The organism is Bifidobacterium sp. A11, assembly GCF_000499185.1.
In the GTDB taxonomy this organism is placed as follows: domain Bacteria; phylum Actinomycetota; class Actinomycetes; order Actinomycetales; family Bifidobacteriaceae; genus Bombiscardovia; species Bombiscardovia mizhiensis.
This window is the reverse complement of sequence record NZ_AWUO01000003.1, coordinates 115,994-132,238: the sequence shown is the minus strand read 5'-3', so window position 1 is coordinate 132,238 and position 16,245 is coordinate 115,994. Positions and strand designations below refer to the sequence as shown.

11 protein-coding genes are annotated in these 16,245 nt (G+C 64.3%); 8 read left to right on the top strand and 3 right to left on the bottom strand.

The window, feature by feature from the left end; translation table 11 throughout:
- Nucleotides 1-14 precede the first annotated feature (14 nt).
- The 8 genes from dnaE (at nucleotide 15) to glnA (ending at nucleotide 10,555) form a co-directional block, all read left to right on the top strand.
- The gene (dnaE, locus tag P273_RS0104225) at nucleotides 15-3,572 is read left to right on the top strand and encodes a DNA polymerase III subunit alpha (RefSeq protein ID WP_024627241.1); all 3,558 of its coding nucleotides are present in this window, start codon (nucleotides 15-17) and stop codon (nucleotides 3,570-3,572) included.
- 82 nt (nucleotides 3,573-3,654) lie between these two features.
- Nucleotides 3,655-5,052, top strand: coding sequence for a histidinol dehydrogenase (hisD, locus tag P273_RS0104220; protein WP_024627240.1), 1,398 nt, complete (start codon nucleotides 3,655-3,657; stop codon nucleotides 5,050-5,052).
- Nucleotides 5,049-6,197, top strand: a complete 1,149-nt coding sequence (locus P273_RS0104215) for a histidinol-phosphate transaminase (protein ID WP_024627239.1) — start codon at nucleotides 5,049-5,051, stop codon at nucleotides 6,195-6,197. The genes hisD and P273_RS0104215 overlap by 4 nt, the downstream gene beginning before the upstream one ends.
- A gap of 99 nt (nucleotides 6,198-6,296) precedes the next feature.
- Nucleotides 6,297-6,899, top strand: a complete 603-nt coding sequence (hisB, locus tag P273_RS0104210; protein ID WP_024627238.1) for an imidazoleglycerol-phosphate dehydratase HisB — start codon at nucleotides 6,297-6,299, stop codon at nucleotides 6,897-6,899.
- Nucleotides 6,896-7,648 carry a hypothetical protein gene (locus tag P273_RS0104205; RefSeq protein ID WP_024627237.1) on the top strand — a complete coding sequence of 251 codons (753 nt, stop codon included), beginning with the start codon at nucleotides 6,896-6,898 and terminating at the stop codon, nucleotides 7,646-7,648. The genes hisB and P273_RS0104205 overlap by 4 nt, the downstream gene beginning before the upstream one ends.
- Nucleotides 7,649-7,679: 31 nt before the next feature.
- Complete coding sequence (hisH, locus tag P273_RS0104200) at nucleotides 7,680-8,438, top strand: imidazole glycerol phosphate synthase subunit HisH (protein ID WP_024627236.1); 759 nt, start codon at nucleotides 7,680-7,682, stop codon at nucleotides 8,436-8,438.
- Nucleotide 8,439: 1 nt separating this feature from the next.
- A complete protein-coding gene (priA, locus tag P273_RS0104195) occupies nucleotides 8,440-9,171 on the top strand; it encodes a bifunctional 1-(5-phosphoribosyl)-5-((5-phosphoribosylamino)methylideneamino)imidazole-4-carboxamide isomerase/phosphoribosylanthranilate isomerase PriA (RefSeq protein ID WP_024627235.1) in 732 nt (243 codons plus the stop codon).
- 46 nt (nucleotides 9,172-9,217) lie between these two features.
- Nucleotides 9,218-10,555 (top strand): type I glutamate--ammonia ligase, encoded by a 1,338-nt coding sequence (gene glnA / locus P273_RS0104190; RefSeq protein ID WP_024627234.1) that lies wholly within the window; start codon nucleotides 9,218-9,220, stop codon nucleotides 10,553-10,555.
- A 9-nt stretch (nucleotides 10,556-10,564) separates the two neighbouring features.
- On the opposite strand, the gene P273_RS0104185 is transcribed toward glnA, so the two are convergent.
- The 3 genes from P273_RS0104185 to P273_RS0104175 are packed head-to-tail and all read right to left on the bottom strand — an operon-like array spanning nucleotide 10,565 to nucleotide 16,175.
- Nucleotides 10,565-11,452 (bottom strand): hypothetical protein, encoded by an 888-nt coding sequence (locus P273_RS0104185; protein ID WP_024627233.1) that lies wholly within the window; start codon nucleotides 11,450-11,452, stop codon nucleotides 10,565-10,567.
- Entirely contained in the window at nucleotides 11,449-15,516 is a 4,068-nt protein-coding gene (gene hrpA / locus P273_RS0104180) for an ATP-dependent RNA helicase HrpA (RefSeq protein ID WP_024627232.1), read from the bottom strand. The genes P273_RS0104185 and hrpA overlap by 4 nt, the downstream gene beginning before the upstream one ends.
- Nucleotides 15,513-16,175, bottom strand: coding sequence for a class I SAM-dependent methyltransferase (locus tag P273_RS0104175; RefSeq protein WP_051354129.1), 663 nt, complete (start codon nucleotides 16,173-16,175; stop codon nucleotides 15,513-15,515). Before P273_RS0104175 ends, hrpA begins: the two co-directional genes overlap by 4 nt.
- Nucleotides 16,176-16,245: the final 70 nt, after the last annotated feature.

The window sequence follows — 16,245 nt, the reverse complement described above, 5'->3', positions numbered from 1 at the left end:
GGTAAGTTGGAGATATGTCCTCAACCCGGTCAGATTTTGTTCACCTTCACACCCATACCCACTATTCCACCCTGGACGGGGCCAGCAGGATCCCCGACCTGGTTGCCGAGGTGGGACGGCTGGGACAGCCGGCCGTGGCCATCACCGACCACGGCAACATGCACGGGGCCTACGAGCTCTGGCGGACGGCCGTGGATGCCGACATCAAGCCCATCATCGGCATCGAGGCCTACGTGACCCCTGAGACGGCTCGCCAGGACAAGAGCCGGGTTCACTGGGGAACCGACGAGCAGCGTTCTGACGATGTCTCCGGTGGCGGCTTCATCACCCACATGACCCTTTGGGCCAGCGACGACACGGGCCTGGTCAACCTGATCAAGGCCTCCTCGGTGGCCAATCTGGAGGGCCTGGTCGGCAAATGGCCCCGCATGGACAAGGACCTGCTGTCCACCTACCACCAGGGGGTCATCGCCACCACCGGCTGCCCCTCGGGCATCGTCCAGACCAGGTTGCGGCTGGGCCAGTTCGACGAGGCCCTGAGGGCCGCAGGGGAGTTCCAGGACATCTTCGGCAAGGAGAACTACTACGTGGAGCTTATGGACCACGGGTTGGAGATCGAGCATCGGGTGACCAAGGACCTGCTGGAGATCGCCCGTCGTCTGGATGCGCCCCTGGTGGCCACCAACGACTCGCACTATGTGCGCAAGGAGGATGCCTCGGCCCAGGATGCCCTGCTCTGCATCAACTCGGGATCCCGGCTGACCGACCCTGGCCGCTTCAAGTTCGACGGTAGCGGCTACTACATCCGTTCGGCCCAGGAGATGCGCGAGATCTTCAAGGAGTTCCCTGAAGCCTGTGACAACACCCTGGAGATTGCGGAGCGCTGCAACGTCATGTTCGACGACCACGAGGACGGGGCCTTTATGCCCCGGTTCGACTGCCCGGAGGGCTGGGACGAGACCTCCCTCTTCCTGAAGAAGGTTGACGAGGGGCTGAAGAACCGCTACCCGGACGGGGTGCCCGAAGAGGTCTCCCACCAGGCCGACTACGAGTGCGGGGTCATCTGCCAGATGCAGTTCACCGGCTACTTCCTGGTGGTGGCCGATTACATCAACTGGGCCAAGAACCACGGCATCATGGTGGGGCCCGGCCGTGGGTCGGCGGCAGGATCCATGGTGGCCTACGCCATGGGCATCACCGAGCTGGACCCGCTCAAGCACGGGCTGATCTTCGAGCGCTTCCTCAACCCCGAGCGCGTCTCCCTGCCCGATATCGACGTGGACTTCGACCCCGAGGGGCGCATGAAGGTCCTGGACTACGTGGGTCGCAAGTACGGCTCCGACAAGGTGGCCCAGTGCGTGACCTACGGCACCATCAAGACCAAGCAGGCCCTGAAGGACTCGGCCAGGATCATGGACTACGAGTACTCCGTGGGCGACCAGGTCACCAAGGCCCTGCCACCGACGGTCAACGGGAAGGATATGAGCCTCAAGGAGATCTTCGATCCCCAGTCCAAGCGCTACCCGGAGGCCAAGGAGTTCCGCGATCTGTACGAGTCCAACCCGGACGTCAAGCGGATCACCGAGGAGGCCAAGGGCATCGAGGGCATCATCCGCCAGACCGGCGTACACGCCTGTGCCACCATCATGGCCTCCAACCCCATCACCAATACCTCGCCGCTGATGGAGCGCACCGACGGCACGGTGACCACCACCTTCGAGTACCACACCTGCGAAACCCTGGGGCTGGTCAAGATGGACTTCCTGGGGCTGTCCAACCTGACGGTCATCAGGGACACGGTCGCCAACATCAAGCGCAACGGCAAGGAGCCCATCAGCATCGAGAAGGTTCCCCTGGACGACAAGGAGACCTACCAGCTGCTGTCCCGGGGCGACACCCTGGGCGTCTTCCAGCTCGATGGCGACGGGATGCGATCCCTGCTGCGCATGCTCAAACCCGATAACTTCAACGACATATCCGCCCTGATCGCCCTCTACCGGCCAGGGCCCATGGATATGAACTCGCACATCAACTACGCCAAGCGCAAGAACGGGCTGCAGAAGATCGAGCCCATCCACCCCGAGGTGGCCAAGCCCCTGGCTGGCGTGCTGGACGAGACCTATGGTCTGATCGTCTACCAGGAGCAGGTCCAGTCCGCAGCCCGAATTCTGGCCGGCTACTCTTTAGGTCGAGCCGATGTGCTCCGAAGGGCCATGGGCAAGAAGAAACCTGACGTCCTGGCCAAGGAGCAGGTCCCCTTCTTCGAGGGCATGAAGGAGCATGGCTACTCCCAGGAGGCTGCCCAGGCGGTCTGGGACGTCCTGGTGCCCTTCTCTGGCTACGCCTTCAACAAGGCGCACTCCGCGGCCTACGCCCTGATCGCATACTGGACCGCCTACCTGAAGACCCACTATCCGGTGGAGTTCATGGCCGCCCTGCTGCAGAACGAGAAGACCAACAAGGACAAGACCGCCCTCTACCTGGGCGAGGCCAGAAGGATGGGCATCCGCATCCTGGCGCCTGACATCAACGAGTCCGTGTCCGAGTACTCCGCTGTCGGCGACGTGGTCCGCTTCGGCCTGGGAGCCATCCGCAATGTGGGCGACAAGGTGGTGGCGGACATCATTAAGGAACGCCAGGGGCCCCGCGGCAAGTATGTCAACTTTATGGACTTCGTCAAGCGAGTGCCCATGGAGGTGCTCAACAAGCGAACCGTGGAATCACTGATCAAGGGCGGCGCCTTCGACGGCATTGACCCCAACAGGAGGGCCCTCTTCCAGATTCATGACGAGGCCGTCGACCAGGTCATGCCCATCAAGCGCAAGCAGGCCGAGGGCCAGTTCGATCTCTTCGCCGACCCCGATGACGACGTGCCACAGCAGGATGCCTTGGGCGATGCCCAGGTGACCGTGCCTGACATCGATGAGTGGGACAAGTCCACCAAGCTCAACTTCGAGCGGCAGATGCTGGGCCTGTACGTGTCTGACCACCCGCTGAGCGGCATGACCTCGGTTCTGGCAGGCATGCGGGACATGTCCATCGCCCAGCTGCTCAACCGGTCCAAGGGCATGGATGGCAAGGCGGTGACCCTGGCTGGGCTGGTCACGGCTGTGGACCGACGGGTCTCCAAGAAGGGCAATCCTTGGGCCATCGTCACCATAGAAGACCTGGAGAGCTCCATCCAGTGCATGTTCTTTGGCAAGGTCTACGACGCCCACTCCGACGACCTGGTCCTGGACTCGGTCATCCGGGTGAAGGGTGTGGTCGAGCTGCGTGACGAGGCCACCAACATCCGCGTCAACGATATGGAGGTGCCCGTCCTGGAGTCGGCGGACGAGCGACCACTGACCATCACCCTGCCCAGGCAGGCCCTGGATCGGGGACATATGGAGCGGCTGGCCCGGATACTCAAGTCCCACCCTGGCTACTGCCAGGTCCGTCTGGCGGTCACCGACGACCGGGGCAACGTCCGCTTGCTGACCTTTGGCGATGGTTTCCGTACCAGGCACGACACCTCTATGATGGCCGAGATCAAGTCCGTCTTCGGGCCCTCCTGCCTGCCGTCAGCCTAGGATGTGCCCGGAACCGTCTCACCATTTGGGACGGCGGTGAGTCGCTGGCTTTGGCGACACAAAACTTCACTACCATCAAAGTATGTCAAAGCTCATGATGAGAACCATGGATCTGCGCGGGAAAACCATGTCCCGCGCCCAACTCCTCGCCGCCATGCCCCGAGCCGATATGGGTACTCGGGAGGCCAGCGCCCAGGTGCAGCCCATACTGGACCAGGTGCGTGAGCATGGGGCCGCGGCCTTGCGCGACCTGGAGGAGAGGTTCGACCATGTGCGCCCTCATGATCTGAGGGTCCCGGCATCGGCCATGCAGGAGGCCTTGGATGGATTGGATCCCAAGGTCAGGGCGGCAATCGAGGAGTCCGTTGCCCGCATCCGCAAGGTCTGCACCACCCAGGTGCCCAAGCCCATGGCTACCGATCTGGCCCCCGGTGCCCGGGTCAGCGAGCGGTGGATTCCGGTTCAACGGGTGGGTCTGTACGTGCCGGGAGGCAAGGCCCTGTATCCCTCTTCGGTCATCATGAATGCGGTGCCTGCCCAGATTGCCGGCGTTGACTCCCTGGCCGTGGCCACCCCGCCCGCCTCCGACGACCCCCGTGGTCTGCCGGCGGCCATCATTCTGGCCACCTGCGCCATCCTGGGGGTGGATGAGGTCTATGCCGTGGGCGGTGCGCAGGCTGTGGCCATGTTCGCATACGGGGCCAAGGGCTCAGAGCCTCAGGATGGAGAGATTCTCTGCGACCCGGTCGACAAGATCACCGGCCCGGGCAATATTTTTGTGGCGACAGCCAAGCAGATGGTCTCCGGCATGGTGGGCATCGATGCCGTGGCTGGGCCTACGGAAATAGCCATTCTGGCTGACGGGCAGGCCAACCCTGACTGGGTTGCGGCAGACCTGATCGGCCAGGCCGAGCATGACGAGCTTGCCGGCTCGGTACTGATCACTGACAGCCAGGACCTGGCCCAGGGCGTACAGGAGGCTCTGGAGCGCAGGGTGCCTCGAACCGAGCATGCCGACCGGGTGCGCACCTCCCTGGGCGGCAACCAGTCGGGAATCATCCTGACGGATGGGATCGACCAGTCCATCGACGTGGCCAACGCTTATGCCGCCGAGCACCTGGAGGTTCAGACGGCCGATCCTGACGCCGTCATCGACCGGATTCGAAACGCGGGTGCCATCTTCCGCGGCCCTTACTCTCCTGTGCCCCTGGGCGACTACATGTCCGGATCCAACCACGTCCTGCCCACCGGCGGAACCGCCAGGTTCGACGTGGCCCTGGGCGTTCACACCTTCATGAAGCCTGTCGAAGTCATCGAATATGACCAGGAAGGGCTCAAGCCCATCGCGGCCAAGATCAACGATTTTGCCGTAGCCGAGGACCTGCCCGCCCACGGTGAGTGCATTCTGAGCCGGTTCCTGGACGACCCCTACGACAAGGCCGACCTGGAAGCCAACGAAGAGAAGGCCGGTCTCCGGTGAGTGCCATACCAGCCGATCTGCCCCTGCGTACGGATCTGGTGGGGGAGGAGCCCTACGGCGCCCCCCAGCTGGATGTTCCGGTCTGCCTGAACGTCAACGAGAACCCCTACCCCCTGGATCAGGAGGTGGTCGAGGCCATCTGCCAGCGTGTGCGCCAGGTGGCCCCCGGCCTCAACCGCTATCCGGACAGGGAGCATGAGGAACTGCGGCGGGCCCTGGCGGTCTATCTAAAGAGGGAATCAGGGACCTCGCTCCAGCCCGAGCAGATCTGGGCGGCCAACGGGTCCAACGAGATCATGCTCCAGCTCTTCCAGGCCTTCGGCGGACCGGGGAGGACTGCCTTGGGCTGCGACCCGACCTACTCCATGTATCCCGAGTACGCCAGAGACACCTTCACCGACTGGGAAGTGGCCCACCGGCGGCCCGATTTCAGCCTGGACATGGATACGACCATCGAGCGCATCAAGGCTTTGAAGCCAGCCATGGTTCTGGTGACCAGCCCCAACAATCCTACGGGGACGCCCCTGCCCATGGATCAGCTGACCAGGCTTCTTGAGGTCTGCTCTCAGGTCCCTGTAGCGGGCGCGGATCCGTCCGCGCGGCCCATCGTGGTCGTGGATGAGGCCTACATCGAGTTTCGCGATCCTGGTACGCCCTCGGCGGTCAGCCTGATCGGGCAGTACGACCACCTGGCAGTCAGCCGGACCATGTCCAAGGCCTTCGCCTTCGCCGGCGCCAGGGTGGGCTACCTGGCCGCATCCAGGGGCATAGTCGACGCGGTTCGCATCGTCCGTATGCCCTACCATCTGAGCGCCCTGACCCAGGCCGCTGCCCTGGCTGCCCTGGAGCACACGGACCTCCAACTGGCCCGGGTGGATCAGCTTCGCCAGACCCGTCGTCAGACTGCCGAGTGGCTGGCCGGGCAGAAGTTCCATGGCCGGCCCTTGACCGTGGTTCCCTCGGCCTCCAACTTCATCCTCTTCGGCACCTTCCCCGACCGCGATGCCGTCTTCGAGGCCATGAAGGATGAAGGCGTGCTGATCCGAGCCGTTGGTCCTCAGGGCTACCTGAGGGTCTGCATGGGTACGGACGCGGAGATGGAGCGATTCCGCCAAACCCTGGTCCATGTCCTCAAGCGGTTCTAGGAGGATGCAGACCAGCGGCACGGCTATGCTGGTGGTCTAGACGCCGTGCAGGAGCCACAGTGCGAGCTGGAATGTGCGGCAGAAAGCGGAGGAGCAGCAATGGCAGGCAGAACAGCCACCATCACCCGCCAGACCAGTGAATCCAAGGTGAGCCTGAGTCTGGACCTGGATGGCACCGGAGTGACCGATATCGACACCTCGGTTCCCTTTTATGACCATATGATGACGGCCCTGGGCAGGCATTCCCTGATCGACCTGACCATCAAGGCCAGCGGGGACACCCAGATCGACGTCCATCACACCGTCGAGGACGTGGCCATCGTCTTTGGTGAGGCCCTGGCCCAGGCCCTGGGCGACAAGCGGGGCATCAAGCGCTTCGCCGACGCCACCGTCCCCTTGGATGAGGCCCTGGCCCGAGCCGTGGTCGATATTTCCGGCAGGCCCTATGCGGTCTGCACCGGTGAGCCTGAGGGGTTCGAGTACGCCATGATCGGCGGGCACTTCACCGGCTCCCTGGTCAGGCACGTCATGGAGTCCATCGCCCTGCATGCCGGCATCTGCCTGCATCTGACACTCTTGTCGGGCAGGGATCCGCACCACATCGCCGAGGCTGAGTTCAAGGCCCTGGCCAGGGCTCTGCGCTTCGCCGTGGAGCCTGATCCCAGGGTGAAGGGCATCCCCAGCACCAAGGGGTCGCTATGAGCGCTGATGAACACGATAACAATGACGGCAAGGATCAGGACCTGCCGGATTCCGGCCATCATCTGAGCGAGGAGGAGGTCGAGCGGGCCCTGGCCAGCTTTGAGGCCGAGTTCAAGGAGGGCCAGGATCAAGCGGATCAACCTGTTGAACATTCCGCATCAGGCGTGGATGACGAGGCTGGTTCGGATTCTGCGCCCACTGGAGAATCGTCGGTGGAACCAGATGGGGCTGATGGCGTTGCTGCCGATTTCGACCAAGAGTTGGAAGGTCTGATCGGCAACCGGGCCAAGGCCGCCGTCATGGTGACCCGTCTGGCTTCGGCAGAGCTTCTGGCGGCCTTCTGCCAGATCTCCGATATCTCGGCCTGGTGCATTCAGGCCCGTGAGGGTGCCGTGGCCGTCCTGAGAAACCTGGACGGTGACGGACCCGAGGCAGCCATCCGCGATCTGACTACCGTCGTATCCGGGCTCAGCGCCATCCTGGCGGTCAACCGGGCCGACAAGCTCGAAGTGACCCTCTGGATCAGCGGGCAGTCGGGGCAGACGCTTGCCCCGCCCATTCTCTTTGCCGCCACCGCCGACTTCGTGGAGGACCTGATGATCGGGACCACCACCGTGGACAGGCTGCGCCAGGATGGGGCCGCCATCTTCGACTCGGGGGAGTACAACCGCGAGAAGGCCATGGGCATCATCGCCTCGCACACCAGGTTCGGGGCCGGAGGATCGACCCGCCAGGGTCGCGTCGAGTAATCGTTGAGACCAAAGACCTGCTAGGAGGAACATGACCAGGATACAGGTGCTTGACTATGGGTTCGGCAATGTCAGATCCATGGTGCATGCCCTCTCTCAGCTGGGGGTCGATGCACAAATCAGCGCCGACCAAGACCTGGCCATGAAGGCCGACGGCCTGGTCATTCCCGGCGTGGGGGCCTACGGGGCCTGCATGGCGGGGTTGCGCGCCGTCGGCGGCGACCGGATCATCCTGGACCGCCTGGCCCAGGGTCTACCGGTTCTGGGGGTCTGCATAGGCCTTCAGATCATGTTCCAGTTCGGGGACGAGGATGGCCGCAGCGAGCCCGGACTGGGCCTGATCCCTGGTCGTGTGACCAAGCTGGATGCTGATGTCGTGCCCCATATGGGTTGGGATCATGTCCAAGCGCCTCAGGGAACACAACTGCTGGCGGGGGTTCAGGATCAGCGTTTCTATTTCGTCCACTCCTATGCAGCCATGGCCGTGCAGGGGGATGACCGGGCCGGCGTGGCACAGCCCGGCCTGGCCCTACGAGTTTCGGCGTTGAAGGAACAAAGTGGCAGCCAGCCGGAGTCAGGCAAGACCTCAGATGGCGCATCTTTCGGTGAACCGCTGGTTACCTGGGCCACCTACGGGCGTAGCAGGTTTGTGGCTGCCTATGAGTGCGGTCCCTTGAGCGCCACCCAGTTCCATCCGGAAAAGTCCGGTCAGGCTGGAGCACGGTTGCTGACCAATTGGGTGCGGACTCTTCCCGGGGCTTCCGGACTTCCCTCCGAGAAAGGTGAATGAGATGCTGACGCTTCTACCTGCTGTCGATGTCCGCGACGGAAAGGCGGTCCGTCTCAGGCAAGGGGTCTCCGGCTCCGAGAAGGTCTACGGCGAGCCTGCCGATGCAGCCAAGGCCTGGGTCGACCAGGGTGCCGAGTGGCTCCACCTGGTCGACCTGGATGCGGCTTTCGGTACCGGAGACAACCGTGACAAGTTGGCCGCCCTGGTCAACCAGCTGGGGGATCGCGTCAAGGTGGAGCTCAGCGGCGGCATCCGTGACGATGCCAGCTTGGAGGCCGCCCTGGATGCCGGGGCCACCCGGGTCAACATCGGCACGGCGGCCCTGGAGGATCCGGAGTGGACCAGCCAGGTCCTGGCTCGCTACGGACAGAGGGTCTGCGTGGGTCTGGACGTGCGTGGACACACCCTGGCCGCCCGGGGCTGGACCAGACAGGGCGGAGATCTCTTCGAGGCCATGGAACGATTGGACCGGGACGGGTGCAGCCGGTACGTGGTCACCGACGTGACCCGCGACGGGATGATGACCGGCCCCAACTTGGATCTGCTGGGGCAGGTGGCTTCCCGGACTCCGGCCAAGGTGACCGCTTCCGGGGGCATCTCCAGTCTGGATGACCTGAGTCACATCCTGGACCTGGTCGATCGGGGCGTGGACAGCGCTATTCTGGGCAAGTCCCTCTATGAGGGGGCCTTCACCCTGGAGCAGGCACTGGACCTGGTCTCGGGGCATTGTTAACGCTATAAGCAAGTCTGCGAAATATAGGAATGGGAGCATAAGCTCTATGGATAAACAAGAGGAGTTCGCGCTGCGCACTGTCGAGGAGCGCGATGTCCGGTTCATTCGCCTCTGGTTCACCGACGTCTTGGGAACCCTGAAGTCGGTGGCCATAGCGCCCACCGAGCTGGAGGTGGCCTTCGAGGAGGGGCTGGGCTTTGACGGCTCGGCCATCGAGGGCATGACCAGGGTCTCCGAGGACGACATGATCGTCAAGCCCGACCCGTCCACCTTCCAGATCCTTCCCTGGAGGGGAGGGCCGCAGGGCACGGCGCGCATCTTCTGCGACGTGCTCACCCCGGATGGCGAGCCCAGCAGCGGGGATCCCCGGCACGTGCTCAAGCGAGCCCTGGCCAAGGCCAAGGAGAAGGGCTTCATCTTCTATACCCACCCGGAGATCGAGTTCTACTTGTTTGAGAACCAGGAGGACTGGTCCCAGGTTCCGACCCCCATCGACGAGGGTGGTTACTTCGACCATGTGCCCCGCAGCCCGGGGATGGACTTCCGGCGGGCCTGCGTCAACATGCTGGAGCAGATGGGCATCTCGGTGGAGTACTCCCACCACGAGGCCGGACCGGGGCAGAACGAGATCGACCTGCGCTATGCCGATGCCCTGACCACCTCCGACAACATCATGACCTTCCGGACCGTGGTCAAGGAGATCTCCCTGGAGCGGGGGATCTACGCCAGCTTCATGCCCAAGCCCTTCACCGACCAGCCGGGATCGGGCATGCACACCCATCTGAGCCTGTTCGAGGGGGACACCAACGCCTTCTACGAGGTGGGCCAGGAGTTCAACATGTCCCAGACAGCCCGGCAGTTCGCCGCTGGCATCCTGGCCCATGCGGCCGAGATCTGCGCGGTGACCGACCAGTACGTCAACTCCTACAAGCGTCTCTGGGGAGGGGCCGAGGCGCCTAGCTACGTCTGCTGGGGGCACAACAACCGGTCCGCCCTCCTGCGCATACCCCAGTACAAGCCCGGCAAGGGCAACTCGGCCAGGATGGAATTCCGCGGGCTGGATCCTGGGGCCAACCCCTATCTGGCCTACTCGGTGCTGTTGGCTGCCGGCCTGGACGGGATCGAGCAGAAGATGACCCTGGGCGAGCCCACCAGCGACGACGTCTGGGAGCTGACCGATGCCGAGCGGCAGGCCATGGGCATCGAGCCCCTGCCTGACAGCCTGGACGCGGCGCTCAAGGTCATGGAGAAGTCGGACTTCGTGGCCCAGGTGCTGGGCGAGCAGACCTTCGAGTACTTCCTGCGCAACAAGCACCGGGAGTGGGCCGGATACAGCCGGCAGGTCACCCCCTACGAGCTGGCCTACTACCTGCCCAGGCTCTGAAGCCGGGACTCACTGGTCCGATCGGCCGAACCAGTTGTTGTAGATGATGACGAAGTTGCGGTTGCCATAGCTGGAGCAGCGGTCGCCTTCGCCGTCGCCTGCCTGCAGCGCTGCCTCGTTGGGTTGGTAGGGCGTATAGATGTAGAGCAGGGCAGTGGCATCGTTTTCGATGTAGACCTTGCCGCTGCCGCAGGAGGCATCGGGGCTGAAACGCACATCGTTCAGAGCCTTGGTCTGGTAGGCATACTGGTTCCGATGGGCCTGGTAGTAGCGGAATCGGTGGGCAGCCCCGTAGACCTGATCGAAGAATCCGGCATAGCGGGTGTCACAGTCTGCATCATCTGGGCAGGAAAGGCCCATGGCCGACCGAAGCTGGACCTGGGTGGGGGGATGATTGGTGGCCACTAGATGCTGCTCCTTTTGCAGCATGGTCAGGAGGACCTTCTGGCTGATTCCACAGGAGCGGGCGGCCCCGTCGATGATCTGAGCCGCGCTCTGTTTCTTGCCGCCCTTGTAGGCATCACATAGACCGTCACCGGGACGGTCGGGGACATCCATCTGCAGGCTGCGCAGGCAGGTGGATCCGTTGCATGAGGCCTCGTGGTTGTTTAAAAAGGCCTGGACGTCGTCGGCGTTCATGTCCACGGTGTCATGGAAACGGTGATCGGTGATGATTTTGCCTGGATTGAAAACGTACTCCTGGGACAGCTCCTCCTGGTGGCGGATGACGCGGCCTACCATCAGCCGGTAGGAGACGAAGCGGACAGCCAGGATGCATAGGGCGACCACCAGGACTACGGCCATCAGGGCGGCCCCCAGGGTCTGCGCGCGACGGAGGCTCGTCCCTCCGCGTTTGGTGCCGCCCCTACGTGATCGTCCTGATGGTCTTTTGCTCATGGCTTTCCTTCCAGCAACTTCCTGATTCGTTGCAGACTGACAGGGATGGCTGTCCCCAACTCCTGGGCCCAGATGGAGACGAAGTACTCCTCCATCATCCAACGTCCCCTTCGCGCACGGTCCATGGCCTGGTCTCTTCCGGGACCGGCGGGCAGAGCCTGGGCCGTCTTGGCCGCCTGGCCCACCAGATCCTGGGCGGTCTGCGCCTGCCATGCCCATCGTACGTCACGGTCCTTGTCCCTGCGGGCCTTGTCCAGGCGCATCAGGTCCGCCTTCAGATATGTGCGCAGGCGGGGAAGGGCATAGGGCGGGTCGGCGCCGATGAAGCCCTTGGCCACCAGGCTGGCCGAATGCTGGCGTATCCACTGCAGGACGGAGAGCAGGGGCAAATCGGCCGGGCCAGACACGGCCTTGTCCACCTGGGCCGAAGTCTCCAGAATGGCAACCACATCCTTGGCCACCTGATACACGGTGTCCTCGTATACCTGGCTGACGCCGGCCACAGCCTCCTGCAGGGTCTGATCGTCGGTGATGGTTTCGGTTTGGGGGATCAGGCGCTTGACAGCGGCCATCTGCAGGTCTTCGGCCAGGGCAGAGGTGTCCGGGTAGGGGGCCGAAGCCAGCATCAGGGCTTCCCGGCTCAGCCAGCGTGAGGAGATCCGCTGGGCAGGCAGGTGGAGCTTGTCCAGGGCGGCCTGCCATATCAGTTCCTCGCGCGGTTTGGTGGTGGCGCCGGACTGGTGGAGCAGGTCGGCGCTCTTGACCACCTGGCCCTGTCGGGCGGCCTTGCTGGCCTGAGAGTCCACCCGGGACCGGGCCGACTGACGGGCCTGTCCAGCCAGGTTTCGCTGCAGATCGGTCAAGGACTTGGACCGGCCCAGGACCTTGGGGTGGCCGTGGCGCCGTTTCTCCTCCACCTGGAAGGTGGGCCGCAGGTAGTCGGGCAGTCGTTCCAGCCTGGCCTGGGTGAAGACTTCCGGGTGTAGCTGGGCTCCGAGAGTATCAATGGCCGCGGCTGTGAAGACCTGCTCGAAGTCCGGCCAGCCCCCGGTGGGGATGGCTCCTGCACCGTTTTCGTCTCCGTCCGCAGGCTGGTCTGCCGACCCGTAGGTGGCCTGCTCTGCCGACGCAGGATCGGCACCGGGCAGCAGGGGATAGTGACCGTCTATCCAGGAGCGGATGGTCCGGGCGGCGTCAGGGGCGGGAACGAACTGGACCCGGAGGGCCTTGGGCAGGGACTTGATGGTGGCTGTGATCAGGTCATCCAGGAGGCCGGGCACAGTCCAGCTGAACTGTCCTGGCGTCAGCTGGTTCAGGCAGTGCAGGGGGATGTGGACTGTGATGCCGTCGTCAGGCTCTCCCGGCTGGTAGCGATAGGTCAAGGGCAGATCCATGGGCCGGCCGTCGGTGCCCAGGGTGTGCCAGTGGTCGGGGTAGTCTCCGGGTCGGTAGGAGGCGGACTGGTCGTTCAGGCGCTCCACCTTGTCGGGGTCGAAGTCCAGCAGGTGCGGGTCCGCATCGTGGTGCTTCCGCCACCAAGAACCCAGTGCGGCCAGGGAGGTGGCCTCCTGGGGAATGCGTTCCTGGTAGAAATCGTAGAGGTCCTCCTCGGTGACAGTGCCGGTCACCTGGCGGGTTCGGCTGGTCCGCTCGCCAGCCTCGTTGAGCACCTGCCGGTTGGCCTGGATGAAGCCGTCATGGGGGAAGCGCTCGCGCACGTCACCTTGGACCAGGCCCTGGCGTATCAGCATGTCCCTGGCCTGGCCGGGGTTGATCCGGGCCCACTGGACCGTCCTGTCGCGCACGATGGGCAGACCGTAAAGCAGGACCTTGGAGGTCGCCACTGCGGCACCACGGGAGGCCGACCAATGGGGTTCGGCGTAGGTGGTTCTGGTCAGGGACTTGGCCAGGGGCTCGGCCCAGGCCGGATCGATGGCCGCACAGCAGCGGGCCCAGAGCCGGGAGGTCTCCACCAGCTCAGCAGCCATGATCCAGGGCGGATTGGCCTTGGAGAGTGCAGAACCTGGGAAGATGGCGAAATGTGTGCCGCGCGCACCCTGATAGTCGTTCTTGGCCTGCCGGCGCGCCCGCTTCATGGCCTTGGCCCGGGCCGCGCCATGCAGGCCGGCGAAATCGGAGGCCTTGGGTTCGTGAACCACCTGCATGCCCATGCTGGAGAGCAGGCCAGCCAGCATGGAACGGTGGATGCCCTGGTCGTCCCAGGAGCAGACCAGGGCGTGTGCTGCCTGCTGCCCAATAGGCAGGTCCAGCAGGGCCTGGTCCGGTCCCTTGACGGGGACGGGGGAGCCTACCTTCATGTGCAGGCCTCGGCACATCTGGGCCAGCTGCCGGTAGAGGTCATGCCACTGCCGCATGCGCAGGAAGGCCATGTACTCCTGCTTGCAAGCCTTGCGCAGGGCCCCGTTGGAGGGCTCCTTGTCCTGCGGGAAAAATCGGTTCCAGATGTTCAGGGCGGTCAGGAAGTCGCTGGAGGGGTCCTCGTAGCGGGCGTGGATACGGTCGGCCTCCTCGCGCTTCTCCTCCGGGCGCTCTCGCGGATCCTGCAGGGAGAGGAAGGCCACGACCACCAGAACGGCGGCCAGGGTGTCCGGGGTGGCGTCCTGACCGGCCTGCAGGATCATTCTGCCCAGGCGGATGTCAATGGGGATTCTGGCCAGCCGCCGTCCCAGGTTGGTCAGCCGGATGAGGCCCTGCTGGCGGGATATGGCCTGCAGCTCGGTCAGCTCCCGTAGACCATCGCTGACTGCTCTGGTGTCGGGCGGATCGATGAAGCCGAAGTCGGTGACGTCCTCGGCCGTATGGGCCACACCCACCGAGAGCATGTGCAGGATGACCGACCCCAGGGAGGTGCGCAGGATCTCCGGGTCGGTGAACTTGGGACGGGTGTCATAGTCATCCTTGGCATACAGGCGGATGGCGATGCCGTCGGCCACACGTCCGCAGCGGCCTGCACGCTGATCGGCCGAGGCCTGGGAGATGGGCTCGATGGGCAGCCGCTGGACCTTGGCCGACTTGGAATAGCGGCTGATTCTGGCCAGTCCGGGGTCCACCACGTATCGGATGCCAGGCACCGTCAGGGAGGTTTCGGCCACGTTGGTGGCGATGACGATGCGCTGATGGCCGTGGCTTTCGAAGACCCGGTGCTGCTCCTTGGCGGACAGGCGGGCGAAGAGGGGGATGATCTCCAGGGCGTCCGGGCGACGCATGTCGGAAGTCCGCGGGCCGAAGTGGCGCCGCAGGGCGGTCTCGTACTCGCGGATGTCGCGCTCGCCGGCGGCGAAGACCAGGATGTCCCTGGGGCCGTCGACATGGGTGGAGTGGATGACCAGTTCGGTGCAGGCCCGGGCCACCGCCTTGGGGATGTCCGGCTCCTCCCTGTCCTGGCCCTCCTCCTTGGAGTCGAACCCGGGGACATGCCGCATCAGGGCAGGGGCCGATCCGGCAGGCTCGTAGAGGGTCTGGACCGGATAGGTGCGGCCGGAGACCTCCAGCACGGGCACCTGGGTGTGCAGGGCCTTGGCGAAGTGATCCCGGAACTTGACCGAATCGATGGTGGCCGAGGTGATGATCAGTTTCAGATCGGGCCGTTTGGGCAGCAGGGCGGTCAGGTACCCCAGCAGAAAGTCGATGTTGAGGCTGCGCTCGTGGGCCTCGTCGATGATGATGGTGTCGTAGGCCCGCAGTTGCGGATCGCCCTGGATCTGCGCCAGGAGGATGCCGTCGGTGACCACTCGCAGGCGGGTGCTGCGGCTGGACTTGTCGGTGAAACGTACCTGGTAGCCGATCTGGTCGCCCAGCCTGGTGCCCGTCTCCGAGGCGATACGCTCGGCCACGGTTCTGGCGGCGATCCTCCTGGGCTGGGTGTGCACAATCTGGTGGCCGTGGTCGCCACGGCCCATTTCCAGGAGGATCTTGGGGATCTGGGTCGTCTTGCCCGAGCCGGTCTGGCCCGAGACGATGACCACCTGGGAGGATTGCACGGCATGGACGATATCCTCCTTGGCCGCGCTGATGGGCAGCTCGGCTGGATACTCGAACCTCATGCCCGGCCCACCTCGATGACCCGGTAGCCCTTGGCTGAGGCGTACTTCTCCGCCGTCCAGCCGGAGCCCAGGGCCTCAGCCAGCCAGGGAATCAGGGAGTCGGCACCCAGGTTGCGCTGGACCACCAGATAGGCACGGCCCCGGGGCTTCAGCCTGGGCAGGTAGGTCATTAGCAGGTCGTGCAGGGCCGTCTTGCCCACCCGGATGGGCGGATTGGACCAGATCAGATCGAAGCGCAGATCGTCCGGCACCTGTTCCGGGGTTAGGGTGCGCACCCTGTCAAGACCCTGGGTTTGTGCGTTGTGGGCGGTAAGGTCCAGGGCTCGCAGGTTGGTGTCCACAGCGTAGACATCAGCCTTGGGCGACTGCATGGCCATGCTCAGGGCGATGGGCCCCCAGCCGCAGCCCAGATCCAGAAATTCGCCCTCGGCCGGAGGCAGGGGGACGCGTTTGAGCAGGACCGAAGTCCCCAGGTCAAGCCTTCCTGACGAAAAGACCCCGTGGGAAACCTCCACCTGGCAGGTACGGCCGGCCAGCTCCACCTGGATGGTCCGCCGCTGGTCGGGGGAGGCCGGACGGGCTACGAAGTACTGTTCGCCTCCGTCCGTCCCGATCCTGGAGGATTGCCCCCGGCTGCTGCCATGGTCCCTGTGCGTCATGTCCATCCTGTCCGTCTTCGAATCCTGCCCGTCCCTCGGGCACTCACTGATGTCTGCTAAGAAGATGATA